Annotated in this window: 23 protein-coding genes; 11 read left to right on the top strand and 12 right to left on the bottom strand. The window is 68.2% G+C overall.

Translation table 11 applies throughout. The annotated features are described in order from the left end of the window. From AC5Y31_RS11230 to AC5Y31_RS11190, 9 genes are all read right to left on the bottom strand, one after another. The coding region (locus tag AC5Y31_RS11230) for a transposase (protein WP_499980324.1) at window positions 1–481 on the bottom strand (481 nt) is incomplete at its 3' end. A 436-nt stretch (window positions 482–917) separates the two neighbouring features. Beyond that, a complete protein-coding gene (locus AC5Y31_RS11225) occupies window positions 918–3,995 on the bottom strand; it encodes a replicative DNA helicase (protein WP_499980321.1) in 3,078 nt (1,025 codons plus the stop codon). Window positions 3,996–4,480: 485 nt separating this feature from the next. After that, the gene (gene rplI / locus AC5Y31_RS11220) at window positions 4,481–4,939 is read right to left on the bottom strand and encodes a 50S ribosomal protein L9 (RefSeq protein WP_499980319.1); all 459 of its coding nucleotides are present in this window, start codon (window positions 4,937–4,939) and stop codon (window positions 4,481–4,483) included. 32 nt (window positions 4,940–4,971) lie between these two features. After that, window positions 4,972–5,226, bottom strand: a complete 255-nt coding sequence (gene rpsR, locus AC5Y31_RS11215) for a 30S ribosomal protein S18 (RefSeq protein ID WP_019736050.1) — start codon at window positions 5,224–5,226, stop codon at window positions 4,972–4,974. Window positions 5,227–5,259: 33 nt separating this feature from the next. Then, window positions 5,260–5,778 carry a single-stranded DNA-binding protein gene (locus AC5Y31_RS11210; RefSeq protein ID WP_207511590.1) on the bottom strand — a complete coding sequence of 173 codons (519 nt, stop codon included), beginning with the start codon at window positions 5,776–5,778 and terminating at the stop codon, window positions 5,260–5,262. 77 nt (window positions 5,779–5,855) lie between these two features. After that, window positions 5,856–6,146, bottom strand: a complete 291-nt coding sequence (gene rpsF / locus AC5Y31_RS11205; protein WP_064854044.1) for a 30S ribosomal protein S6 — start codon at window positions 6,144–6,146, stop codon at window positions 5,856–5,858. 86 nt (window positions 6,147–6,232) lie between these two features. Further along, entirely contained in the window at window positions 6,233–7,858 is a 1,626-nt protein-coding gene (locus tag AC5Y31_RS11200) for a glycosyltransferase family 87 protein (protein ID WP_499980318.1), read from the bottom strand. Beyond that, window positions 7,855–10,413, bottom strand: coding sequence for a transglycosylase domain-containing protein (locus AC5Y31_RS11195; RefSeq protein ID WP_499980316.1), 2,559 nt, complete (start codon window positions 10,411–10,413; stop codon window positions 7,855–7,857). Before AC5Y31_RS11195 ends, AC5Y31_RS11200 begins: the two co-directional genes overlap by 4 nt. Beyond that, a complete protein-coding gene (locus AC5Y31_RS11190; RefSeq protein ID WP_065023221.1) occupies window positions 10,331–10,756 on the bottom strand; it encodes a DUF5318 family protein in 426 nt (141 codons plus the stop codon). The genes AC5Y31_RS11195 and AC5Y31_RS11190 overlap by 83 nt, the downstream gene beginning before the upstream one ends. A gap of 111 nt (window positions 10,757–10,867) precedes the next feature. Here AC5Y31_RS11190 and AC5Y31_RS11185 point away from each other — a divergent pair, with 111 nt between their 5' ends. The 9 genes from AC5Y31_RS11185 (at window position 10,868) to AC5Y31_RS11145 (ending at window position 19,060) form a co-directional block, all read left to right on the top strand. After that, the gene (locus AC5Y31_RS11185; protein WP_499980313.1) at window positions 10,868–11,710 is read left to right on the top strand and encodes a DUF1707 SHOCT-like domain-containing protein; all 843 of its coding nucleotides are present in this window, start codon (window positions 10,868–10,870) and stop codon (window positions 11,708–11,710) included. A gap of 128 nt (window positions 11,711–11,838) precedes the next feature. Continuing rightward, window positions 11,839–12,441 (top strand): PadR family transcriptional regulator, encoded by a 603-nt coding sequence (locus tag AC5Y31_RS11180; protein ID WP_234787276.1) that lies wholly within the window; start codon window positions 11,839–11,841, stop codon window positions 12,439–12,441. Beyond that, entirely contained in the window at window positions 12,438–13,529 is a 1,092-nt protein-coding gene (locus AC5Y31_RS11175) for an inositol-3-phosphate synthase (RefSeq protein ID WP_499980310.1), read from the top strand. The genes AC5Y31_RS11180 and AC5Y31_RS11175 overlap by 4 nt, the downstream gene beginning before the upstream one ends. Window positions 13,530–13,540: 11 nt before the next feature. Then, complete coding sequence (locus AC5Y31_RS11170; protein ID WP_499980307.1) at window positions 13,541–14,428, top strand: Rv0045c family esterase; 888 nt, start codon at window positions 13,541–13,543, stop codon at window positions 14,426–14,428. Window positions 14,429–14,507: 79 nt separating this feature from the next. Beyond that, window positions 14,508–15,305, top strand: coding sequence for an LLM class F420-dependent oxidoreductase (locus tag AC5Y31_RS11165; RefSeq protein ID WP_065023217.1), 798 nt, complete (start codon window positions 14,508–14,510; stop codon window positions 15,303–15,305). Further along, window positions 15,287–17,068 carry an ABC transporter substrate-binding protein/permease gene (locus AC5Y31_RS11160; RefSeq protein ID WP_301632493.1) on the top strand — a complete coding sequence of 594 codons (1,782 nt, stop codon included), beginning with the start codon at window positions 15,287–15,289 and terminating at the stop codon, window positions 17,066–17,068. The genes AC5Y31_RS11165 and AC5Y31_RS11160 overlap by 19 nt, the downstream gene beginning before the upstream one ends. Beyond that, window positions 17,068–17,811, top strand: a complete 744-nt coding sequence (locus AC5Y31_RS11155) for an amino acid ABC transporter ATP-binding protein (RefSeq protein ID WP_499980367.1) — start codon at window positions 17,068–17,070, stop codon at window positions 17,809–17,811. The genes AC5Y31_RS11160 and AC5Y31_RS11155 overlap by 1 nt, the downstream gene beginning before the upstream one ends. Before the next feature lie 56 nt (window positions 17,812–17,867). Next, the gene (locus tag AC5Y31_RS11150; protein ID WP_499980303.1) at window positions 17,868–18,395 is read left to right on the top strand and encodes a MarR family winged helix-turn-helix transcriptional regulator; all 528 of its coding nucleotides are present in this window, start codon (window positions 17,868–17,870) and stop codon (window positions 18,393–18,395) included. Continuing rightward, a complete protein-coding gene (locus AC5Y31_RS11145) occupies window positions 18,395–19,060 on the top strand; it encodes an SDR family oxidoreductase (protein WP_065023214.1) in 666 nt (221 codons plus the stop codon). Before AC5Y31_RS11150 ends, AC5Y31_RS11145 begins: the two co-directional genes overlap by 1 nt. A 2-nt stretch (window positions 19,061–19,062) precedes the next feature. On the opposite strand, the gene AC5Y31_RS11140 is transcribed toward AC5Y31_RS11145, so the two are convergent. After that, window positions 19,063–20,157, bottom strand: a complete 1,095-nt coding sequence (locus AC5Y31_RS11140) for an adenylate/guanylate cyclase domain-containing protein (RefSeq protein WP_499980301.1) — start codon at window positions 20,155–20,157, stop codon at window positions 19,063–19,065. A gap of 62 nt (window positions 20,158–20,219) precedes the next feature. Continuing rightward, entirely contained in the window at window positions 20,220–23,087 is a 2,868-nt protein-coding gene (leuS, locus tag AC5Y31_RS11135; RefSeq protein WP_499980366.1) for a leucine--tRNA ligase, read from the bottom strand. Between the two features lie 261 nt (window positions 23,088–23,348). Here leuS and AC5Y31_RS11130 point away from each other — a divergent pair, with 261 nt between their 5' ends. Both AC5Y31_RS11130 and AC5Y31_RS11125 read left to right on the top strand, forming a co-directional pair. Continuing rightward, a complete protein-coding gene (locus AC5Y31_RS11130) occupies window positions 23,349–24,263 on the top strand; it encodes an LpqN/LpqT family lipoprotein (RefSeq protein WP_499980300.1) in 915 nt (304 codons plus the stop codon). 24 nt (window positions 24,264–24,287) lie between these two features. Beyond that, window positions 24,288–24,725, top strand: coding sequence for a hypothetical protein (locus tag AC5Y31_RS11125; protein ID WP_301632482.1), 438 nt, complete (start codon window positions 24,288–24,290; stop codon window positions 24,723–24,725). 18 nt (window positions 24,726–24,743) lie between these two features. Here the strand turns inward: AC5Y31_RS11125 and AC5Y31_RS11120 are convergent, their stop codons facing one another. Next, entirely contained in the window at window positions 24,744–25,349 is a 606-nt protein-coding gene (locus AC5Y31_RS11120) for a YqgE/AlgH family protein (protein ID WP_499980299.1), read from the bottom strand. Window positions 25,350–25,404: the final 55 nt, after the last annotated feature.

Genomic DNA, 25,404 nt, shown 5'->3' with positions numbered 1-25,404 from the left:
GGAACGCGGTGTGGGTCAGGCTGCGGGTGCGGAAAGCTTCGATCTCACGATCCAGGCCAGCGCAGATGCGCGAGACCTCCGATTTGGAAACCCCCGAGGCCACGCCCATCGCGGCGACCAGGTCATCGACGCTGCGGGTCGAGACCCCGTGCACGTAGGCCTCCATGATCACCGCGTGCAGCGCCTTATCGATGCGCCGGCGTGGTTCCAGCAGCGACGGGAAGAATGACCCGGCCCGCAGTTTGGGGATCTGCACCTCGATGTCGCCGGCGGTGGTCGACACCGTTTTGGGGCGGTGCCCGTTGCGCACGGTGGTGCGCTGCGCACTGCGCTGGTACCGGTCGGCGCCGATCTGGTGCGCGGCTTCGGCCTCGATCAGCGACTGCAGCCCGGCCCGGATCAACTCGGCGAACATCGAACCGGCATCAGCGGACTTCAGCGCATCGAGCTGGGTGAGCAGGGCAGAATGGTCGTGGGTCATCGCGTTGTGCGTCCTTTGCTTGAGTCACTTTGGTCGGTAACTCATTGACCACTACGCGATGACCCACCCCAAAGCCCTCAACGACACACCAGAGCCCATCCGCCCCGGTCAGCCGCAGAACCGAAACCCCACCAACCCAAGGGACTTAGCCGATGGCTCTCGTGATCGGCCTGCTCTAGATAGAAAAACCAGCGCCAGCTGCGGCGTTGAGCAATCGTTTCATCGGCCTTGTCGCTACCCAAGCACGAATACCCGGCTCTGGCCGCGGACTCACAGACAGCGCTAGAGCAAACGGGCCATGGACGCAGTCGCGATCACGAACACTCTGACATATGCGTCTATCCATATGACACGTTCGTGAGACACATTACAAGGACATGACACCGCCGCTGAGAATATGACACGCAGCGTGAGACCCTACAAACGTAGTGGAGCGTCAGTGCGCCATGTTCGTAAACCGCGACAGATGCAACTGATGCGCCACGGTCACGGTCTTCGTCGGCCCGTTACGGTGCTTGGCCAGGATCAGGTCCGCCTCACCGCCGCGGGGGTCGTCGCGCTCGAAGGCGTCAGGGCGGTGCAAAAGGATAACCATGTCCGCATCTTGTTCTAGCGAGTTGTGAACTGAGATCCCCTGCGCCACGAAATTGTGTGTGCCACTTACGGTCCCATCGAACACATCGTGCTCGCCGATGCTGGTGATCTCCACGATGGTGTCCCAGTACACGTCGCTGGTCGCCAGTGCGTGAATGTCCAGATCCTCGAGCACCGCGGCGGCGCGGTGCAGCCGGGCCCGGCTCGGCGCGTGCTTCCACATCGTCGAGCCGCAGAACTTCGTGTCCATGGCAGCGGCGAACTGCCGGTGGGTCATTTTCTGATCCGCCAGCGCACGACGAACCTGCACCCAGACCTCTCTCGGAACGGTGTCCAGGTTCGGGTTGCGTGTCACACCTTGAAGATTGGCCAGAATCGCCTTGGCTCCCACCGCTTTAGCGCCCTGCGCCCCGACGATGTGCAGGAACCTGACTTGGTTCTCCGCACCGAAGAGGCACAGGTGCCAGCAGTCGCGATAACCGGCCTTGGGCACCCGCTTGATGCGACCGAACACACCCATCCGCGACAGCAGTGCCGCCACGTCGTCGATCAGCCGCCGACTCGTCGACGCGTAATAGATGTGACCGACCCTATACTTGGCGTCCCAGGACACCGACCCGTCAGTTGCCCACAGATGCCGCAGGAACAGTGCGACCTGATCGTTCGGCAGCGCGAAAACCTCTTGCGGCACAAACTTCTCGTAGCTGCGCTTGCCGAACAGTCCCAACCCGTCGAGCCACGCCGCGATCGGATTGCGCTTGCCGTGCGTCAACCGGTACGGCGCCGGCAACCGCAGCGTGGTCACCCTAGCGGCCGGGTACTCATCGCGCACCGCCATCACCCCGAAGTGCATGGCCGCCGCCGTCACCGCGGTCAAGTTCGCCTCATCGATGGACGCATACCGGATCGGCTGGTTCTTCACGCACGACCCGTCGCCGATCATGTGCGCCAGCAGGATGACCTCGCAGTCTTCCATCCGCGTGGTGTCCACCGGCTCGGGCACCCGCCGCGGCACCGCCAGCCGATCCCCGACGTTCAAGTCGGCCAACGCAACCCAGCCATCCAGAGTCAGGAAAGGGTGGTTGGCGGTGGCTTCGACCTCACGTCCGGAGGCCATCCGCAGCTTGAACACCTCGCGATGCCCGCTTGGGAAGACGTTGGTCATCGGCCGGGCTACCATCCGCAGCTTGTCGTCCAGTGACCACACAAGCGGGCGCTCGCCGGTGCGCATCAACTCACCCAGAGTGACCTCGGAGCCGTTGTCGGCCCGCAGGATTCGCGTCGAAGCCGTCAGGCAGCCGGACTCACGCAGGTCGGCCAGCATCGGCTTCTTGTCGGTGCGTTGCTCAGGGCCACGGTTGAGCTGGCTGAGCGCAATCACCGGCAGCTCGAGCTCCTTGGCCAGCAGCTTGAGGTGCCGCGAGAACTCCGAGACCTCGATCTGGCGCGACTCGACCCGCTTGCCCGAGGTCATCAGCTGCAGGTAGTCGACCACCACCAGGCGCAGGTCTGCCTTCTGCTTGAGTCGGCGGGCCTTGGCGCGGATCTCCATCATGGTCAGGTTCGGCGAGTCGTCGATGTAGAGCGGCGCCTCGCTAATCTCGCTCATCCGCCGAGCCAGCCGGGTCCAGTCGTCATCGGTCATCCGGCCCGAGCGCATGTCGCCGAGCTTGATCTTCGCCTCGGCCGAGAGCAGTCGCATGACGATCTCGGACTTGCCCATTTCCAGGGAGAAGATGACGCTGGGCAGTCGGTTCTTGATCGAGCAGGACCGCATGAAGTCCAACGCCAGCGTGGAGTTGTGGGTGGGCACCATGCCGCGGCCGGCCAGGTAGAGCCGCGCCGGGTTATCGACCTGCACGCAGCGCACCGCGACACTGGGCACCCGGCGCACCGACACCAGGCTCAGCGCGGGCGCGAGCAGCGCGGTGCCGCCGGCGCGGCCAGCCTCCACACCCGCCGGGGCTATCTGGTCCAGCCCGCAGCGCAGCTGCGCGGTGGTGCGGACGCCAGTGTGCGTCGGCCACAGGTGCTCGGCGTCGGCGACGATCACCGTGCCGTCGGAGAACGCGACCTCGAAGCACGGCCGGCCCAGCATCACCTCGGTGGCCGCCACCACCCGGGTGGGTCGACCATCGGCGTCCAGCAACTCATCCCCGACGGCGACGTCGCCCATCGTGGTCCAGCCGTTCGGTGTCGGCAGCGGGGTGTTCAGCGCCAGCGCCTTACCCATACCCGGCCTCGCCGCGATGATCACCATCTGCCCCGGGTGCAGCCCGTTGGTCACCTCGTCGAGGTCGGTGAAGCCCGTCGGCACCCCGCGCGCGATCCCGCCGTGCGAGGCGATCGCGTCGATCTCGTCCATGGTGGGCTGCAGCAGGTCCTCGAGCGGGACGAAGTCCTCGGAGGTACGCCGCTCGGCGACGTCGTAGATCTCGGCCTGGGCCCGGTCGACGATCTCGGCCACATCGGCGCCCTCCGCACCGGCATAGCCGTACTGCACCACTCGAGTGCCGGCCTCCACCAGCCGGCGCAGGATCGCCTTCTCGGCGACGATCCCGGCGTAGTAGCCGGCGTTGGCCGCCGTCGGCACCGTCGAGATCAGCGTGTGCAGATACGGGGCGCCGCCTACCCGGCGCAGCAGCCCGCGGCGGTCGAGTTCGGCGGCCACCGTCACCGGGTCGGCCGGCTCGCCGCGACCGTAGAGATCCAGGATCGCGTCGTAGATGTTCTGGTGCACCGGACGGTAGAAGTCACCGGGCCGCAACCGCTCCAGCACGTCGGCGATGGCGTCCTTGCTCAGCAGCATGCCCCCGAGCGCCGACTGCTCTGCGGCGACATCCTGGGGCGGCTGGCGGCCGACATCCTCGCGGGGCGGCTCCTCGAGCTCCGAGTGCCCGCGGTCGTCGACCACTGCCATACGCCCCACCTCCTCCGCAGCACGCTCGAACATCTATTCGACGTTTATGTCCCGACCATAATCGTGGACACCGACACCCCCATCGCGTCGTGCCGGGTTGACGCTAGGCGTTGCTGACGACGGCACCAAACGCGCTTGTTCACAAAGGTGTGGATGAAGTGTGGACACCGGTCCTTCACTTGTTTGGGACGGTGGGGAAGACCTGTGGATGGTCCGCTCTGGTTTGGGTATCTTCGCAGGTAAGCGCACCACACCCTGGCCTCTGCACTGTGGAGGACAATCTCTTCGGCGTGTCGGCGCAGGTTGCCATGTTGGGCGTGTTGCCTTGCGAGTAGGTGGACGGGGCTCCACGACCGGGTAAATAGCACCAGGAGTACGCACCGACCTAAAAGTTAGCCGGAGTTAACCGAAGTTAACCGGATTTGGGCACAGCAAAGCCCCGGCGGAGCCGATCAGGGCGCCACCGGGGCTGTGCGAGTAGGCGCTTAGTTCGCCGCGGCGACGTCGAGCGTGACGTCGACGTTGACCTCGGGGTGCAGGTGCACCGACACCGGGTGGCTGCCGACGGCCTTGATGTGGGCCTTGGGCAGCCGGACGATCCGCCGGTCGAGATTGGGCCCGCCGGCCTTCTTGATCGCAGCAACCACGTCGGCGGCGGTCACCGAGCCGAACAGCTTGCCCGAGTCGCCGGAGGTCTTCACCGGCAGGGTGATGGTGCCCAGCGCCTGCAGAGCTTCCTTGATCTCCTTGGCGTGGTCCAGGTCGCGCACCTGCTTGGTCTCGCGGGCCCGGCGGATGTCGTCGGCCTGCTTCTGCGCGCCGCGTGAGGCGACGATCGCCAGCCCCCGCGGGAGCAGGTAGTTGCGGCCGTATCCGTCCTTGACCTCGACGGTGTCTCCGGCCGCCCCGAGGTGGTCCACCTCAGCGGTCAAAATCAGCTTCATCGTTTCGTACTTTCTCGGATTTCAGTGGCCGGCTAGCGCGCCGACGAGGTGAAGGGCAGCAACGCGACCTCGCGGGCGTTCTTCACCGCGAGCGCGATGTCGCGCTGGTGCTGAACGCAGTTGCCGGTCACACGGCGGGCGCGGATCTTGCCCCGCTCACTGATGTAGGTGCGCAGCAGCGAGGTGTCCTTGTAGTCGATCACCTGCTTCTTGTTGGAGCAGAACGCGCACTTGCGAGTCTTGATCGGCTTCTCGGGAGCCGGCCGCCGCTTGTTGGATTTCGCCATCTATCTATCTCTTTCGTGCTGTGGTTCGTTGGTCTAAAAGGGCGGTTCGTCGTCGGCGCCGCCGAACGAGCCGGACGCCGGAGCACTGCCCCACGGGTCTTCTGCGGGCGCACCGCCGGAGGAGGCCGCCGCCGGGGACTGCATGCCGCCGCCCCCACCGCCGAAGCCGCCTCCGCCGCCGCCGCGGCTGACCTTGTTGATCTTGGCGGTGGCGTACCGCAACGAGGGGCCGATCTCGTCGACCTCCACCTCGTAGACGGTGCGCTTCTCGCCCTCACGGGTTTCGAAGGACCGCTGCCGCAGCCGACCGGTGACGATCACCCGCGATCCGCGGGTGAGGCTCTCGGCGACGTTCTCTGCGGCCTCGCGCCAGATGTTGCACCGCAGGAACAGCGCGTCGCCGTCCTTCCACTCACCGCTCTGCCGGTCGTAGACCCGCGGGGTGGACGCCACCGTGAAGTTGGCGACCGCCGCTCCCGACGGGGTGAACCGCAGATCGGGGTCCGCGGTCAGGTTTCCGACGACGGTGATCGTGGTGTCACCAATTGCCACGGGGCCCTCCTAAGGTCGGTGGCAGCGCTTGATGCTGCTTTCGCAGCCTGAGCCTACGCAACGGCGGCGACAGCCTGCTACGACTTGTCGGTCCGCATCACCTTGGTGCGCAGCACCGCCTCGTTCAGGCCGAGCTGACGGTCGAGCTCCGAAACCGTCGCGGGGGCGGCCTTGACGTCGATGACCGCGTAGATGCCCTCGGCATGTTTGGCGATCTCGTAGGCCAGGCGCCGCTTGCCCCAGATGTCGACCTTCTCCACCGTTCCGCCGTCCTTGCGGATGACGTTCAGGAACGTCTCCAGGGACGGGGCGACGGTGCGCTCGTCGAGAGTGGGGTCAAGGATGACCATGATTTCGTATGGACGCATGGGAACCTCATCACCTCCTATGGTCGTAGTGCGGCCGTGGATGTGTCCACGGCAGGAGGGTCGCCTGCGTCGGCAACCCGGCTAGGTTACCGGAGGCTGGGCTGGGGAACGAAATCGGCCGGATCAGGCCCAACCGGTGCGGGCCGCAACCGGGTTGGCAACCGGGCCGGGGGCGCATCCGGCGCCCCGTCGAACACCCCGCCGGCGGGGTCGTCGACGTCGTGCTCGCGCACCAGATCCCGCTCCGGGCGGTAGATCTGCCGGATCACCAGCGCGCACAAGCCCAGCACCGCCAGATCGCGCATCAGCACCGTGGTGGTGAACCACTGCTCGGGCAGGCTGCGGTCCGGGACGCTATAGAGGTAGTACATCCGCGGCACCCACACCAGCGCGTCGACGGTCATCCAGGCCAACAGCACCCGGCGATGCGGCAGGGCCAGCACGGCCAGCGGCACCAGCCACAGCGAGAACTGCGGGCTCCACACCTTGTTGGTCAGCAGGAAGGCCGCCACCACCAGGAAGGCCAACTGCGCCAGGCGCGGTCGCCGCGGCGCGGTCAGCGCGAGGTAGCCGATCCCGGCGCAGCACAGCGCGAACAACACGGCGACGACGAGGTTGAGCACCGTCGGGGGTTCCCACAAGCCCAGGTCGCCGTCGAAGCCGCGCCAGCCGGTCAACGACTTCACCACGTTGTACAGCGAATCCATGTCGTCGCCGCGGCGAGAGTTCAGCCGGAAGAACTCACTCCAGCCCCGCGGCGCGAAGACCAGGACCGGCAGGTTCACCGCCGCCCAGGCCACCACCGTCGCCACCGCCGTGCGCTTGACCTCAGCCAGCCGCCCGGTGCGCAGTCCCAGCACCAGCAGCGGAAACAACAGCAGCGCCGGGTACAGCTTGGCGGCGGTGCCCACCCCGAGCAGCACCCCGGCCGCCACCGGCCGCCGTCGGGCCCAGGCCAGCAGCCCGCCGCCGGCGAGCGCGACGGCCAGCGCGTCGAAGTTGGTGAAGATCTGGAAGATGACCAGCGGTGAGGCGGCCACCAGTGCCGCGTCCCAGACCCGCCGTCCGGCCAGCCCGGCGGTGGCCCACACCGTCGCCAGCCAGGCCAGGGCCAGGCCCAGCGCGACGATGTCGAAGAACACCACCACTTCGGCGACCCCGCTCAGCGCCGGGATCTTCACCACCTTGGTGATCGCGGTGTATGTCTTGGCCAGCGCCATCGCCGAGTACTGGTAGAGCCCGGTCACCACCGGATACTCCATGTAGCGCTTCGCGGGCTGCCCGTCGTAGCGGATCTGCTCCTTGCCGGAGGAGTCTTTCTCCACCCAGCTGGACTTGTACGGGAACTTGCCCTGGTCCAGCAGCTCGGCGGTGTAGAGCGGTACGACGTCGGAGTAGCACAGCTGGAAGTAGGCGCGCTGGTTGTCCCAGTTGGCCACCCGCTGATCGGGGCCGCCGCTGCCGACGCTCTGCAGGCAGGGCGACTTGGTGGTCCAGCCCAACGCCATGAACAGCACTGCGATAAAAAACATCACCCGCAGTGGCGTCATGAACCTGCCGCGCCCGATGAGCGCGTGCCGGCCGACCGGGCCGCCGACGGTGTTCGACAGCGCATGGGCGAATTCGTCTGTGCGGCTAGGCAAGTCGCGGTCGTCGGCGCTGCGCAGATCAGCGGCCAACGGCTGCGGCGAGCAGACCGGGCGCTGCGTCACGGAACCGCCGGCTCACCCGGCGCGGTCGTGGACTGCTCGGGGGATCCCGGGGACTGCGGTTCCTGCGCCGAGGACGGCGCGGGCGGAGCGACCGGGATCGTGGTCGGCGGACCGATCGGGATGGTGATACCCGGGGCGATCTCGATCGTCGGCTGGATGACGGTCTCCGACGGCTCGGTCAGCGGCCCGGTCTCCTGCGGCGGGGGCGGCGGCGGTGCGGCCGGCACGCCCGCGTAGCCGCCGATCTCGGTGGGCGTCGGGAAGGTCTCGTTGGAGGTGCCCCGCAGCGCGCCGTCCATGGTGGCCTTCCAGATGTCGGCCGGAATGCCCGCCCCGTACACCTGGCCGCCCCACTGATTCACCAGCGGCTCATCGCCTCCGGTGGTGCCGACCCACACCGCGGTCGACAACGACGGCGTGTAACCGACCATCCAGCCGTCCCGGTTGGCGCCGGTATCCCCCAGCTGGGTGGTGCCGGTCTTGGCCGCCGAGGGCCGGCCACCGGCCAGGTTGTGTCCGCGCGACCAGCCGGCGATGGGCTGCATGGCCGAGGTGACGTTGTCGGCGACCTCTTTGGGGATGCGCTGCTCCCCGGTGTCTTCGGACGTCTGGGCGTCGAACAGCACCTGGCCCTCGGCGTTGACCACCTTCGCCACGAAGTGCGGCGGGTGGTAGACGCCCGAGTCGGCCAGCGTGGCGTACGCCGAGGCCATGTCGATCACCCGGGTCTGGTACTGCCCCAGCACGACGCCGCCTTCGGGCGGCCCGCCGTCTTGGGAAAGGGTGTGCGGCACACCGGGGAAACTCTTGGCCACCCCGGCCTGGTGCGCCGCGTCGGCGACGTCCTGCGCCCCGTTCTTGAGTTTGAGCATCAGCCGGTAGTAGGCGGTGTTCAGCGAGCGCTTGAGCGCCTCGGCGATATTGCAGACCCCGCAGCTCTCACCCTCGGAGTTGGTGATCTTGGTCCGGCCGTTGTCGAGGGTCAGCGGCGAACTGTCGATCTGGTAGCCCAGGCCGATGCCCTGTTCCAGCGCGGCCACCAGGGCGAACACCTTGAACGACGACCCGGTCTGCAGGCCGGCCTGGGCGAAGTCGAAGCCGTTGGCGTCCGAGCCGCCGTAATAGGCGCGCACCGCGCCGTCGCGCGGATCGATGGAGACCACCGCCGAACGCATGTTGGGAATCTGGTCTTTGAGGTAGGTCTCCACCGCGTCTTCGACGGCGCTTTGGGCCTGCGGGTCGATCGTGGTGGTGATCTGCAAACCCTGGGTGTTCAGGGTCTGCTCATTGATGTTGAACAACTCCAGCAGTTCCTTGGTGACCTGCCGCTGGATCAGCCCGTTGGGCCCGGTGGTGATGTTCTGGGAGCGGGCCAGCTCCGGTGGCACCGTCTCCGGGAACTGTTGGGCGGCACGCTCCCCGGCCGACAGCGCTCCGGTCTCCACCATGCCGTCGAGCACCCAGTTCCACCGGTCGAGCGCACCTTCGGGGTCGACGGCGGGATCGAGCGTGGACGGCCGCTGGATCAGCGCGGCCAGGAGCGCGCCCTCGGCGATGTCGAGTTGCTCGACCGGCTTGTCGAAGTAGGCCCGGGACGCCGCGGCGATCCCGTAGGCGCCGCGGCCGAAGTAGATGATGTTCAGATAGGCCTGCAGCACATCATCTTTGGGCCATGCACTGGACATCTTGGTGGCGATCACGAGCTCTTTCGCCTTGCGGAGCAATCCGCCCATCCCGGCCCGCTCGGATCCGACCAGGGCGTTCTTGACGTACTGCTGGGTGATCGTGGAGCCGCCCTGGGTGTCACCGCCGAACAGGTTGTTCTTGATCGCGCGGGCGAAACCCGACACCGAGAAGCCCGGGTTGGAGTAGAAGTCGCGGTCCTCGGCGGCCAGCACCGCGTTGCGCACATACACCGGCACCTGATTGATGTCGATGTCGACGCGGTTGCCTTCCGGCGGAATGATTTTCGCCAGTTCCGAACCGTCGTTGGCCAGAATCGTCGACACCTGGTTGGTGCGGATGTCGCCGGGCGAGGGCACATCGGTGATGGAGTAGGCCATCGCGAAGGTGATGATCGGCAGCAGCAGCATGACCGCGGCGGCGATGTAGAGCCCTCGCCGGATCCACCGCCAGTTCGGTGGGTGCCGGCGCAGCCAGTCCCGCAGGTCTTGCGCAGCGGGCCGCTCGGTGTGCTCGGAGCGCAGGTTTCGCCGCGGCGGCACGTCGGATGGTTCCTCCGGCGGCTCCCGCCGGGGCGGGCGCCGTGCGCTCAGTGCCTGCTCGCGTTGCCGCGGCGCGCCGTCGAGGGCGGCTTTGACGGCGTCGATCGGATCGCGGAGGTCGGCGGTGACCGCGTCGTCGACGGCGGGGATGATCGTGGTCTGCCGGTCATCGGGCGGGCCCGGTGCGCGGCGAGCGCCGACGTCGGACGGCCGCGACGAGGCAGCCTCCGGCCGATCGTCGTGGTGTTTACTCACTGGCGGTACGGGCTCCACTGCGTGCCGTCCGCCGACCCCGGGACCCCTTCGGTGGGCGTGCGAGGCCCAGCACATACGACTTCACCAGATGATTCCAGCTGCAGGTGCGGCACACCTCGACCACGTGCACCGAGAACTCCGGGTAACGGGTGGCCAACAGCACCAGTTCCTCGGCGGAACGCGCCGAACCCGACACCGGGCCCAGGTCGTCGCCGTACACCCACGACACCAGGGTGAGCTGCTCCTTGCGGCAGATGGGGCAGACCACCGCGCTGGTCTTGCCGTGGTACTTCGCCGCCCGGAGCAGATACGGGTTGGCGTCGCAGACCTCGGACACCCCGGTACGTCCGGAGTAGACCTCGGCCAGCAGGGAACGGCGCCGGAGCGCGTAGTCCACCACTTGTCGCTGCAATCGCACGGTGACCAGAGTACGTCGGGTCCGCGCGGGCGGGTGTGACGAACGCCCTTATCCCGCACCGACCGGCGGATTCAGCGGCCACCGCGGGCCGCCAGCTTCTAGCATCATCGCGTGGCAACGCGGCAGACGTCCGGAACCCGGGCCAAGGACAGTGATCGAGACGACACCTGCCGGATCCTCGACGCCGCCCTGGCCGAGGGCCAGCTGTCAGCCGAGGAACACCGCGAACGAATCAGTGCGGCCACTCGGGCGGTCACGCTCGGCGAGCTGCGCGACCTGATCACCGATTTGCAGATCGCCAGCCCGCCCGCGCAGCTGCCGGTGTTGGCCAAGCCGCTGAAGCTGCCGGGTCGCGGTCTCGCCGTGGGTGCGTTGCTCGCCGCCGGACTGCTGGGCATCGGTATCGGCTGGGGCGTGTACGGCAACACCAGTTCCCCGCTGAGCTTCACCTCCGACCCCGGCGCCAAACCCGACGGCGTCGCTCCGGTGGTGCTGACCCCGCCGCGGCAGCTGCATTCGCTGGGTGGCTTGACCGGCCTGCTCGAACAGGCCCGCCAGAAATTCGGTGACACCGTGGGGTACCGGCTGGTGATCTACCCCGAGTACGCGTCGCTGACCCGGCCCGACCCCGGCGAGGGGCGTCGCGAACTGAACTACACCTACCGCGGCGGCTGGGACGATCCGTCCAGCTCGGCCAAGAGCAGCACTGCCGTCGCGGTCGATTTGAGCCGGTTCGACGCCAAAGCCGTGATCGGGATCCTGCGCGGAGCCCCCGAAACGTTGGGGATCAAACCCGCCGACGTCACCTCCACCTACCTGATCATCGAGCCGGCCCGGGATCCGACGACTCCCGGCGAGTTGTCGCTGTCGGTGTACGTCTCCAGTGACTACGGCGGCGGCTATATCGCCGTCGCCGGCGACGGTGCCGTCAAGCGCATCAATTACCCGTCCTGAACTGCGGACTTCGCTGAGCTGAACCTTGAGCGAACAGTAGGCAACTTGGGTTCTGTTATATCGGCGCGATACTATGGCCCGAACCGTCGAACGGTCGTAGCTAAACCATCACATCGGGAGGTGAATCGGTGCTTGAGCTTGCCATACTCGGCTTGCTGCTCGAGTCACCGATGCACGGCTACGAGTTGCGGAAGCGGTTGACCGGTTTGCTGGGCGCGTTCCGGGCGTTCTCCTACGGCTCGCTGTATCCGGCGCTGCGGCGCATGCAGACGGCCGGGCTGATCGCCGAAGACGCGGCACCGGCGGGGACCCCGGTGCGCCGGGCCCGGCGGGTGTACCGGCTGACCGACGCCGGCCGTCAGCGCTTCACCGAGCTGGTGGCCGACACCGGACCGCAGAACTACACCGACGACGGTTTCGGGGTTCACCTGGCTTTCTTCAACCGCACCCCTGCCGAGGCGCGGATGCGGATCCTGGAAGGCCGCCGCCGCCAGGTGGAGGAACGCCGGGAGGGTCTGCGTAACGCGGTGACGCGGGCCAGCAACTCCTTGGACCGCTACACCCGCCAACTGCACCAGCTCGGGCTGGAAACCAGTGAGCGGGAGGTCAAGTGGCTCAACGAGTTGATCGCGGCCGAACGTGTCTCGCATGATCCGGCACGGCGCGGGTATCAGGACAACACAAACAGCACGTCAGCAGTGACAGCAGAAAAAGGAGAACGTCGGAAATGACTGAGCAAACGACGGATGTGCGGGTCGCCATTGTCGGCGTCGGTAACTGCGCCTCCTCGCTGGTCCAGGGCGTGCAGTACTACCAGAACGCCGACGACAGCTCGTCGGTGCCTGGCCTGATGCACGTGCGATTCGGCCCGTATCACGTTCGCGACGTGAAGTTCGTCGCCGCGTTCGACGTGGACGCCAAGAAGGTCGGCTTTGATCTGTCCGAAGCCATCTTCGCCTCGGAGAACAACACCATCAAGATCGCCGACGTGCCGCCGACCAACGTGGTGGTGCAGCGCGGCCCGACCCTGGACGGCATCGGCAAGTACTACGCCGACACCATCGAGGTCTCCGACGCCGACGCCGTCGACGTGGTCTCGGTGCTGAAAGAGGCCAAGGTCGACGTGCTGGTGTCCTACCTGCCGGTGGGCTCCGATGAGGCCGACAAGTTCTACGCCCAGTGCGCCATCGACGCCGGGGTCGCGTTCGTCAACGCGCTGCCGGTGTTCATCGCCTCCGACCCGGTGTGGGCCAAGAAGTTCGCCGACGCCGGCGTGCCGATCGTCGGCGACGACATCAAGAGCCAGGTCGGCGCCACCATCACCCACCGGGTGATGGCCAAGCTGTTCGAGGACCGCGGCGTCACGCTGGACCGCACTTACCAGCTCAACGTCGGCGGCAACATGGACTTCAAGAACATGCTCGAGCGCGAGCGCCTGGAGTCCAAGAAGGTCTCCAAGACCCAGGCCGTCACCTCCAACCTGACCGGCTCGCTGGCCGGCAAGGTCGAGGACAAGAACGTACACATCGGCCCGTCCGACCATGTGGCCTGGCTCGATGACCGCAAGTGGGCCTACGTGCGCCTCGAGGGCCGCGCCTTCGGTGACGCGCCGCTGAACCTGGAGTACAAGCTCGAGGTGTGGGACTCACCGAACTCCGCCGGCATCATCATCGACGCGGTGCGCGCGGCCAAGATCGCCAAGGACCGCGGCATCGGCGGGCCGATCATCCCGGCCTCGGCCTACCTGATGAAGAGCCCGCCCAAGCAGCTGCCCGACGACGTGGCCCGCGCCGAGCTCGAGCAGTTCATCACCGGCTAGCCGTTCGCCGGGTGCTTCCCGACGACGAGCTGGCCGGCCTGTCGGAGTTCGCGCTGCTGGCCGGCAACGCCGAACAGGCCGGTGTGACCGGTCCGCTGCCCACCGTCCAGCGCATCGAGGCCGGCGGTGTCAGCGCGCTGCGCTGGGGGGCCGCGCCGCCGCGGGTGGTGTTCCTGCACGGCGGCGCGCAGAACGCCCACACCTGGGACACCGTGATCGTGGGCCTGGGCGTGCCCGCACTGGCCGTGGACCTGCCCGGTCACGGCCGCTCAGCCTGGCGTGACGACGGCGACTACTCCCCGCAGCGCAACGCCGCCGCCGTGGCACCGGTGCTGCGCGAGCTGGCGCCGGCCGCCGAGTTGGTGGTCGGCATGTCGCTGGGCGGGCTGACCGCGATCCGGTTAGCGGCCACCGCACCCGAGCTGGTCCACCGGCTGGTGCTCGTGGATGTGACTCCATCTGCGCTGCAACGGCATTCGGAAATGAGCGCCGCCGACCGCGGGACGGTGGCGCTGGCCCAGGGCGATCGGGCGTTTCCCGACTTCGCCTCGATGCTGGCCGTCACTGCGCTGGCGGCCCCGCACCGGGATCCGGAATCCCTGCGGCGCGGCCTGTTCCACAACAGCCGACGGCTTCCCGACGGCCGCTGGACCTGGCGCTACGACACCATCCGCACCGTCGGGGACTTCGGCGAGCTGTGGACCGACGTCTCGGCGATCGCCGCACCGACCACCTTGATCCGTGGCGGTGATTCGGCATTCGTCTCTCCCGACGACGTCGCCGAGTACGCCCGACGCTCGCCGGGCCTGACCAGCCACGTGGTGGCCGGTTCCGGGCATTCGGTGCAAAGCGACCAGCCGCGTGCGCTGGTCGAGCTGCTGCGTACCGCGCTCACCTGATACCGGCGGTTCAGCGAGGTTCGACGGAGGAGCTGGAACTGCCGAATACTCCGGCCGATTTCGGGGCTAGGGTGGCGAAATGACCCGACCTATCCGCATCGGCGTGCAACTGCAGCCCCAGCACGCCTCGCAATATCGCGCGATCCGCGACGCCGTCCGGCGCTGTGAGGATCTCGGTGTCGACATCGCCTTCAACTGGGACCATTTCTTCCCGCTCTACGGCGACCGCGACGGGCCACACTTCGAATGCTGGACCATGCTGGCCGCCTGGGCCGAACAGACCTCGCGCATCGAGATCGGCGCGCTGGTCTCGTGCAACTCCTACCGCAACCCCGAGCTGCTCGCCGACATGGCCCGCACCGTCGACCACATCGGGGACGGCCGGCTGATTCTGGGCATCGGCTCGGGTTGGAAGGACCGGGACTACCGCGAATACGGCTACGAGTTCGGCACCGCGGGCAGCCGCCTCGACGACCTGGCGGACGCCCTGCCGCGGATCAAAACCCGCTTGTCCCAACTGAATCCGCCGCCCACCCGGGAGCTCCCGCTGCTGATCGGCGGCGGCGGTGAGCGTAAGACGCTGCGCCTGGTCGCCGAGCACGCCGACATGTGGCACAGCTTCGCCGACGCCGACATCTATCCGCAGAAGGCGGCGGTGTTGGCCGAGCACTGCGCCGCTATCGGACGCGACCCGGCCGCCATCGAGCACTCGGCCGCGGTCGGCGGCGACCGGACGCAGGGCAGCGTGGCCGAGTTGATCGCCGAGGCCGAGGCGTTGACCGACCTCGGGGTGCGACTGCTGACCCTCGGCTGCAACGGACCCGACTATGATTTGACCGCTGCCGAGGCGCTGTGCCGATGGCGCGACCAGCGCTGAGGCTGGCGGCGTTCCTCGCCACTTTGCTGATCGTGGCCGGTCTGGCGGCGGTCCCCCCAGCCGCGGCCGTCCCCGATCAGTGCGCGCCCGCCGGTGAACAGGCCGCGGTGGCGCTGCCGCCCAAACTGGCCACCGCCAAACGGCCCCGCGAGGACAAATACACCACCGCCGGCGTCGAACCGCTGAGCTCGATCGACATCACCAAGCTCGGGCTGGCTACCCCCGGTGTGCTGACCGTCGGCACGCTGACCGAGAGCCCGCCGACCAACTGCATCGACGCCACCGGGCGCTACAGCGGTTTCGACAACGAGCTGCTGCGCGCCATCGCCAAGAAGCTCGGCCTGCGAATCCAGTTCATCGGCACCGACTTCTTCGGGCTGCTCGCCCAGGTGGAGTCCGGGCGCTTCGACGTCGGCTCGGCGTCGATCAACGCCACCGATGCCCGCCGACGCACCGTCGGCTTCACCAACGGCTACGACTTCGGCTACATGGCGCTGGTGGTTCCGGCCGGCTCGGACATCACCGGCTTCGACACCCTGACCGGAGGCCGGCGCATCGCGGTGGTGCAAGGCACCATCGAGGACGCCTACGTCGTCGACACCCTGGAACTGGAACCGGTGCGGTTCCCCGACTCCATCACGCTCTACGCCAGCCTCAAGAGCCGGCAGGTCGAGGCCTGGGTGGCGCCGTCGCTGACGGCGCTGAAGCTGATGCGCCCCGGCGACCCGGCACAGATCCTCGGCTACACCGCCAGCCCGGCCGGCTTCGAGGCGTATGCGGTGGCCAAGAACAACCGGGCGCTGATCTCGGCGTTGAACTCCGGCCTGGACGCGGTGATCGCCGACGGCACCTGGCCGCAGCTCTACACCGACTGGGTGCCGCGGCCGTTGCCGCCGGACTGGCAGCCGGGCTCCAAATCCGCGGCCACCCCGCACCTGCCGGATTTCGCCGCGATCGCCGCGCGGCTGCACAAACCCGACGCCGAGCCGTACTCCCCCAAATCGACACTGGCGCAACTGCGTGACTCGTTCTTCGACTGGCAGCTCTACCGTGCAGCCCTACCGGACCTGCTCAAGACGGGCCTGCCCAACACGGTGCTGCTGACGCTGAGCGGCGGGGTGATCGGCCTGGTGGCCGGGCTGGGTCTGGCCGTCGCCGGGATTTCCCGCACCCGGTGGCTGCGCTGGCCGGCAAGGATTTACACCGACATCTTCCGTGGCCTGCCCGAGGTGCTGATCATCCTGCTCATCGGCCTGGCGGTCGGACCGCTGATCGGCGGGCTGACGCACAACAATCCATACCCGCTGGGCATCGCCGCGCTGGGCTTGACCGCCGCCGCCTACATCGGGGAGATCCTGCGCTCGGGCATACAGAGCGTGGAGGCCGGCCAGCTGGAGGCTTCGCGCGCACTGGGTTTCGGCTATTCGGCCGCAATGCGGCTGGTGGTCATCCCGCAGGGCATCCGGCGGGTGCTGCCGGCGCTGGTCAACCAGTTCATCGCGTTACTCAAGGCCTCCGCGCTGCTGTATTTCCTGGGCCTGGTCGCCGGCCAGCGCGAGCTGTTCCAGGTGGGCCGCGACTTCAACGCCCAGACCGGCAGCCTGTCTCCGCTGGTGGCCGCCGGCGTGCTCTACCTGGCCCTGACCATTCCGCTGACGCACCTGGTCAACGTCGTCGACCATCGGCTGCGGCGCGGCCGGCCCGCCGAAGCCGACGATTCCGTCGAGCTGAACCCGGCGATCGCCGGACAGGAGATGACGTGATCGACGCGTCCTCACGTGAGCCGGTATCCTTGGCGGCCAAGGGAATTCAGTTGTCTTTCGGCAAGAACGCCGTGTTGCGCGGCGTCGACCTGGATGTGCCGGCGGGCAGCACCGCGGCGGTGATCGGGCCCTCTGGTTCCGGGAAGTCGACGATGCTGCGCACCTTGAACCGGCTGCACGAACCCGATGCCGGCGACATCCTGCTGGGCGGTCGATCCGTGCTGGGCGACGATCCCGACGCGCTGCGCCAGCGGATCGGCATGGTGTTCCAGCATTTCAATCTCTTTCCGCATCGCAGTGTGCTGGACAACATCGCCCTGGCCCCACGCAAGCTGCGCGGGCTTTCCCCCGACGCCGCGCGTGAACTCGCGCTGGGCCTGCTGGACCGCGTCGGCCTGAAGAACAAGGCGGCGGCACGCCCCTCGGCGCTGTCCGGCGGGCAGCAGCAGCGGGTGGCGATCGCCCGGGCCTTGGCGATGCAGCCGCAGGTGATGCTCTTCGACGAGGCGACTTCGGCGCTGGACCCGGAGTTGGTCAAAGGGATCCTGGCGTTGATCGCCGAACTGGGCGCCGACGGCATGACCATGGTGGTGGTCACCCATGAGATGGCCTTTGCCCGGTCGGCGTCGGACACCGTGGTGTTCATGGATCGCGGGAAGGTGGTCGAATCGGGTCCGCCCGAGCAGATCTTCGATCACGCCGAGACCGAACGGCTGCAAAAGTTCCTCTCCCAGGTGTTGTGACAGCAACCTGCGCGACCGATCCCCCTAATAAGAACCACAGGTTAGACTGGCGAACTATGGCGGAGAGCAAAGCCGATACGCCGCAGGTGACGGCGATCGCAGAGGGCTTGCATCGTTCGCTGTCGAAACTGTTCTCGATACTCCGGCGCGGTGAGATCAGCGGCGGGGAGAAGACCGGCGAGCTGACCCTGGCTCAGCTGTCGATCTTGATCACGCTGCTGGACCGTGGCCCGATCCGGATGACCGAACTGGCCGCCCACGAACGAGTGCGCACCCCGACCACCACGGTGGCGATCCGCCGTCTGGAGAAAATCGGTCTGGTCAAACGCAGCCGGGACCCCTCCGATCTGCGGGCGGTGCTGGTCGACATCACCGAGGAGGGCCTGGCCAGTCACCGTCAGTCGCTGGCCAACCGGCACGCGGCCCTCGCGGCGATGCTGAACCGGCTCACTCCCGAGGATTTGGACACCCTGACCCGGGCGCTGGAACCGCTGGAGCGGCTGGCCAACTGGGGTGCGGCCGCCACGGGCGAGGCCGGCGCCGGCCCCGATGATGGGGCGGACTGCCCGCTGGACTGCGGTTGATGCCGACTGCGCTGATCACCGGCGCCGGCGGCGGCATCGGTTCGGCGATAGCGGCGGCCCTGGCACCCACTCACACGCTGCTGCTGGCCGGCCGGCCGTCGGCGCGCCTGGACGCCGTTGCCGAACGGCTCGGCGCCACCACCTGGCCGCTGGACCTCGCCGACGCCGACGAGATCGAGTCGGCCACCGAGATCGTCGATGAACTCGACGTGTTGGTGCACAACGCCGGGGTGATGCTGCCCGGTGCGGCCGGCGAGTCCGCGATCGAGGAGTGGCGGGCCACCTTCGAGATCAACGTGTTCGGCGCCGTCGCCCTGACGCTGGCCCTGCTGCCCGCACTGCGACAGGCCCGCGGGCAGGTGGTGTTCATCAACTCCGGTGCCGGCCAGAAGGTTTCGGCGGGAATGGCGTCGTATTCGGCCAGCAAGTTCGCGCTGCGGGCGTTCGCCGACGCCCTGCGCAACGACGAGCCTGCCCTGCGGGTGACCACGGTCTACCCGGGCCGCGTCGACACCGACATGCAGCAGGACCTGGTCGCTTACGAGGGCGGCGAGTACGACCCGGGCCGCTTCCTGCGCCCCGACACCGTCGCCGAGGTGGTGGCCGCCGCGGTGCGCACCCCGCCGGATGCGCACCTGCACGAGGTCGTGGTTCGCCCGCGCTAGTTCTATCGGGTCGTCCGCCGCTGCACCCGAAACAGCTTGGTCTCGCCCTCCACGCCTTTGAGTGCGCGCGCCCCCACGAATGCCCAGCTGTAGCCGGCCGCGTCGCCGATCGCCGCGCGCGCTTCGCCCTCCACCATGATCGTTCCCGGCTCGGCAACATTGGTGACCCGGCTGGCGACGTTGACCGGGCTGCCGAACCAATCCCGGGCCCGGCTCACCGCCCACCCCGAGGCGATCCCGATCCGTAGCTCCGGGAGAGCGTCGTCTTGCGCCGCCGCGTCGAGCAGCCTCAGCGTCGTGTCGAGCAGCTTGCCGGCGTCTGACGAAACCAGCATGACCGCGTCACCGATCGTCTTGACCAGCCGCACCGGAGGGTTGACCGCTTCGCGCGCCAGATCGGCGAGCCGCTCCACCAGTCCAACCAGTTCCTCGGGCGGCGCCGCCTCCCCCAACCGGGTGAAGCCGACCATGTCGGCGAAGGCCACCGCGAGCTGCCGCGGTCCGGGCAGCGCCACTCCGGCAGCCCGCTCACTGGCGTTGACCGCCTCGCCTTCCAGTACACGCCGCAGCTGAACGAAGAAGATGTCCCGAATCATAGGTCCCAACAACGGGATAACGGCTCGCACGATCTCCTCGTGAGCCTTCGCCACTTCGAGCTCGGTGAGGCCCGGGCGCATGATCGCCGATATCGTGCTGTAGCGGAACGCTGGAACCGCACGGGAGATGCCGTCGGAGAGCCGGCGGATCATCAGCAACACCTGGCCCGGGTCGAGTCCGACCTCAACGAGTCGCTGCAGACTCAGGGCGGCCTCGGCGTCCGCGCGCAGCAGCAGGGCGGCGTCGGGATCGTCGAGCCGGGGTAGCCCCAGGGCACGCTGGATGCCCTGTAACAGAGCCAGATCGATTCCGTGGGCGGCGCTCACCTCGCGTTCCGACACGTATTTGCCGTCGTCGCCCAGCGCGCGGTGCGCCGGCATCAACATCGGGGCGACCTCGTCCCGGATCTGCTCCAAGCCGAAGCCTTGCTCCAGCAACCATGCCACGAGCTCGGTCCGCTCCCCGCAGGCGCTCTCGTCGAGGCCGTCGAGCAGACCCATCTCCGCTAAGGTCTCACGAAACGCTCCGGCGTCGGCCCACATGATGTTGCCCTAAAACGCTGTCACACCACCAGGTTGACCAGCCGGCCGGGAACCACGATCACCTTCTTCACCGGTGCGCCGGATAAGAACGCCTGTACCTTCTCATCGGCCAGCGCGGCCGCCTTGATGGTGTCCTGGTCCGCGTCGGTGGCCACCGTGACCAGTCCGCGCTTCTTGCCGTTGACCTGCACCGGGTAGTCGACAGTATCGGTGACCAGATACGTCGGGTCGGCCACTGGGAAAGGCCCGTGCGCCAGCGAGGTTTCGTGGCCCAGGCGCCGCCACAATTCCTCGGCCAGGTGCGGCGCCAGCGGTGCGAGCATCAGCGCCAGCGGCTCGGCCGCCGAGCGCGGGACCCCGTCCCGGTGCTCCTTGGTCAGATGGTTGGTGTACTCGATCAACTTGGCGGCCGCGGTGTTATTGCGCAGGGCCGCATAGTCTTCCGACACCCCGACGATGGTGCGGTGCAGCAGGCGCAGCGTCTCGGTGTCCGGGTCGGTGTCGAGCACTCGGGTGTCGCCGGTCTCCTCGTCGACAACCAGCCGCCACACCCGCTGCAGAAAGCGGTGTGCGCCGACGACGTCCTTGGTGGCCCACGGCCGCGACATGTCCAGCGGGCCCATCGACATCTCGTAGACCCGCAGGGTGTCAGCACCGTAGGCATCGCAGATCTCGTCCGGGGACACCGAATTCTTCAGGCTCTTACCCATTTTGCCGAACTCGGTGAACACCTCGATCTCGCCACCCGCACCCGGGTAGAAGAACTTCCCGTCGCGCTCCACGACCTCGTTGGCCGGCACGTAGGACCCTCGTTCGTCGGTGTAGGCGGCCGCCTGGATATAGCCCTGGTTGACGAGCCGCCGGTAGGGCTCACGCGAGCTGACATACCCGAGGTCGTGTAACACCTTGTGCCAGAAGCGGCAATACAGCAGGTGCAGCACCGCGTGCTCGACCCCGCCGACATAAAGGTCCACGCCGCCCGGGTCATTGGGTCCGTGCTCGGCCGGCCGCGGCCCCATCCAGTAGGCCTCGTTCTCCGGAGCGCAGAACTGCTCGGCGTTGTGCGGGTCGGTGTAGCGCAGTTCGTACCAGGAGCTGCCGGCCCACTGCGGCATGACGTTGGTGTCGCGGGTGTAGGGCTGCAGGCCGTCACCGAGGTCCAGTTCGACATGCACCCAGTCGGTGGCCTTGGCCAACGGCGGCGAAGGTTCGCTGCCGGCGTCGTCGGGGTCGAACAGCACCGGCGAATAGTCGCCGACGTCGGGCAGTTCGACCGGTAGCGCCGCGGAGTCCAGCGGGTGCGGACGCCCGTCGGCGTCGTAGACGATCGGGAACGGCTCGCCCCAGTACCGCTGTCGGGCGAAAAGCCAGTCCCGCAGCTTGAATTCGATGCGCGCCCAGCCGCGTCCGTCGGCCTCCAGTCGCTGGGTCATCGTCTGTTTGGCGTCGGCGACACTCATGCCGTCCAGCGGGCCGGAATTGACCAAGGTGCCGTCGCCGGCATAGGCCGCCTCCGAGATGTCGCCGCCGGCAATGACTTCCAGGACCGGGAGGCCGAACTCGGCGGCGAACTCCCAGTCCCGCTGGTCGTGGCCGGGCACCGCCATGATGGCGCCGGTGCCGTAACCGGCCAGCACATAGTCGGCGATGAAGATCGGCACCTGCTGGCCGTTGGCCGGGTTGGTGGCGTAACTGCCCAGGAACACACCGGTTTTGGTCTTGTTCTCCTGGCGTTCCAGATCGGATCTCGCCGCGATCGCCTTGCGGTAGGCGGCGACTGCTTCGGTGGGCGTGGCGGCGCCGAACGTCCAGCGCTGATCCACCCCGTCCGGCCAGTCGGCGGCGGTCAGCCGGTCGACGAGGTCGTGTTCGGGCGCCAACACCAGGTAGCTGGCGCCGAATAGGGTGTCCGGGCGGGTGGTGAACACCTCGATGTCCACCGCGGCGCCGTCGGTGGTGTCGGCACCGAACAGCGCCGCCGCACCGGTGGAGCGCCCGATCCAGTTGCGCTGCATGGTCTTGACCTTCTCCGGCCAATCCAGCGCCTCGAGGTCGTCGAGCAGGCGGTCGGAGTAGGCGGTGATCCGCATCATCCACTGCCGCAGCCGCTTGCGGAACACCGGGAAATTCCCGCGGTCACTGCGGCCGTCGGCCGTCACCTCTTCGTTGGCCAGTACCGTGCCCAGCCCCGGGCACCAGTTGACCATCGAGTCGGAGTGGTAGACCAGCCGGTAGCCGTCGATGACGTCGGCCCGCTCCCCCGCGGTCAACTGGGACCAGTCCCGCCCGTCGTCGAGTATGCGTGCGGCGGAGTCGAATTCGGCGACCAACTCCGCGATCGGGCGGGCCTTGTTCACGGCAGTGTCGAACCAGGCGTTGTAGATCTGCAGGAAGATCCACTGCGTCCATTTGTAGAAGTCGACATCGGTGGTGGAGAAGCTGCGCCGGCTGTCGTGGCCGAGCCCCAGGCGCCGCAGTTGCCGGCGGAAGTTCTCGATGTTGGCCTCGGTGCGGATGCGCGGATGCGTGCCGGTCTGAACCGCGTACTGCTCGGCGGGCAGGCCGAACGCGTCGAAGCCCAGCGCGTGCAGCACGTTGTGGCCGGTCATCCGGAAGTAGCGGGCGTAGACGTCGGTGGCGATGTAGCCGAGCGGGTGGCCGACATGCAGGCCGTCGCCGGAGGGGTAGGGGAACATGTCCTGGACGAACATCTTGTCCGCCGGAACCGCCGAGCCGTCCGCCGGCGCCAGTGAGCCGACCGGGTTGGCGACGTTGAAGGTCCCCGCGGCCTCCCAGTGGTCCTGCCAGGCGCCTTCGATGCGCCCGGCCAGCGCCGCCGTGTAGCGGTGGCGGGGGGCTTGGTCGCCGAGTTCAAGCGGCGATCCCACCTTCGCCTCTCCTCCGTCGAGTCTCGCTGAACCGCCGGGCTCGCTGGATCCCTGGGTGGTCGGGGCTTCGTTCACCTCAACAGGGTAAGGGGCGGGGTTTGCCAAGCCGTTCGCCGCGGCTTGGTATCGGTTGCATTGCGGGCCGATGAGGAGTTCGTTCCAGCTCCGTTGCGGCCCTGGTGGGGCGCACCACCGCTGGTTAACGTCGATGCACGGCCGGGGCGCCCTATGCCCGGCCCGTCCCGGAAGGACCGTGAGGACATGACGAACACCGTTCGCCGCTGGCGGCTACTGGTCGGCTTGGCGGCTGTCGCAGCGGCGGGCTTCGGCGGCCCGGTGGGGATCCCGGTCGCGCTGGGCGATCCGTTGACGCCGACGCCGCCCAACCCCTACGGCCCGGCCGCCCAACCGGCCAGTCAGCCGGCCGCCCAAGCGGCCTCCCAACCTGCCTCAGTGCCGATGGCGCCACCGCTCGCGGCGCTACCGCGACCGGCCGCACCCGTCCCGGCCCTGCCCGGTCCGGCCGTCGTACCCGGATCTCCGGTGCCCGCCGCGGCGCCCAGTGCCCTGGTTCCGGCGACCTCGGGAACGTTGCGGGACTACTTCGCCGCCAAGAACGTGCAGCTGGAGCCGCAGCAAGCCGCCGGCTTCACCGCATTCAACATCACCCTGCCGATGCCGGTGGGCTGGACCCATGTTCCCGACCCGAACGTGCCCGATGCGTTCGCGGTCATCGCCGACCGGCGCAGCGGGTCGCTCTACACCCCCAACGCGCAGGTGGTGGTCTACCGCCTGGTCGGCCAGTTCGACCCCAAGGAAGCGATCACCCACGGCTTCGTCGACAGCCAGAAGCTGATGGCCTGGCAGACCACCAACGCCTCGCTCGCCGACTTCAACGGGTTCCCGTCCTCGGTGATCGAGGGCACCTACCGCGACACCGACATGACCCTGAACACCTCTCGGCGCCATGTGATCGTGCCGGTCGACGATGCCGCCTACCTGGTCTCGCTGACCGTCACCACCGGCGCCGGGCGCGCGGTGGGCAACGCCCCGGCAACCGACGCGATCGTGAACGGGTTCCGCGTGGAGCGGCCGGGAATCACCCATCTGCCGGACGCTCCGCACGGGCCCGCGGCGCCGGCCCCGGTGCAGCCCCGGGCGGGCATCGCGGGCTGACCGCGCCCTCGTATCCTGGAGCCCATGCTGATCATGGGTGTGTTGTGCCTGCTCGCGGCCGTGGTGTCCCTGGTGTTCGGAGTGCGGACCCTGGCGCGTCCGCTCACCGGCGACCCCGAGCAGCTGGTGCTGCGGGCGGTCGCTCCCGCGCAGGTCGCCGTCGGGGTGATTCTGGCGGTGGGCGGTGCGCTGGTGCTGGCCGGCCCGCCGGCGGTGGCGCTGCTGGCCCTGATCATCTCGGTCAGCGGCGCGCTGGCCATCCTGGCCGCCGGTGCCTGGCAGGGGGCGCGCTATGCGGCACGCCAGTCCGAGGCGGCCGGCTCGGGTGGCTGCGGGTCCGGCTGCGGCTGCGGCGACAGCGCCCCCAGCGAGGACGTCGGTTGCGGTCCCGGCTGCGGTTGCGCGGCCAGCGCACCGCCGGAGCCGGCATCGGGTTGCGGCAGCGGTTGCGGCTGCTCGTAACCGTCGTGATGAGGCCGCTCAGTTGCGGCTGATGTCAATCGGGTGGGTGGCCAGCAGTGCGGTGGGCCAGGGCTGGCGGCGCAGCGCCCGGCCCCAGAGATCCACCCGCGGCGGCACCAGCACGTCGGACGGCAACGCCGACAGCACGATCCAGTCGTCGCGCTCGATCTCGCCCTCGAGCTGGCCGATGGTCCAGCCGGCATAACCGGCGAAGATCCGCACGCCCTCCACGTGGGGCGCGACCGACTCCGGCTCGGCGTCCAGATCGACCATCACCAGCCGGCCGTCGATGTGCCGCAGGCCCGGCACGCCATCGGGTTCCGCTCCGACACGCAACAACCCGACGCACAATGCGGCGTCGCGTTTCACCGGCCCGCCGATGAACATCGTCTTGGGCTTGGCGGCCAGGTCGGACCACTGCGGCAGCACGTTGTAGACCGCGGTCTCGCTGGGGCGGTTGAGCACCACGCCCAGTGTGCCGCCGTCGTTGTGTTCGACCACGTAGATCACCGTGCGGCGAAAGGTGGGTTCGAGCAGGTCGGTGTTGGCCAGCAGCAGCGTGCCGGCCCTGACCCGATGCGCAGCGGGCGCGACGTAGTCCTCGGGGTCTTCGGGATGCGCCACCCTCCCATAATGGCACCCGAGTCCGGTGTTCGTAGCCGAGCTGTGCCGAACGCCA

It is taken from the genome of Mycobacterium sp. NGS18 (assembly GCF_059813185.1).
Note: the sequence above shows the minus strand (reverse complement) of the source record. Positions and strands in the feature narration are given on the sequence as shown.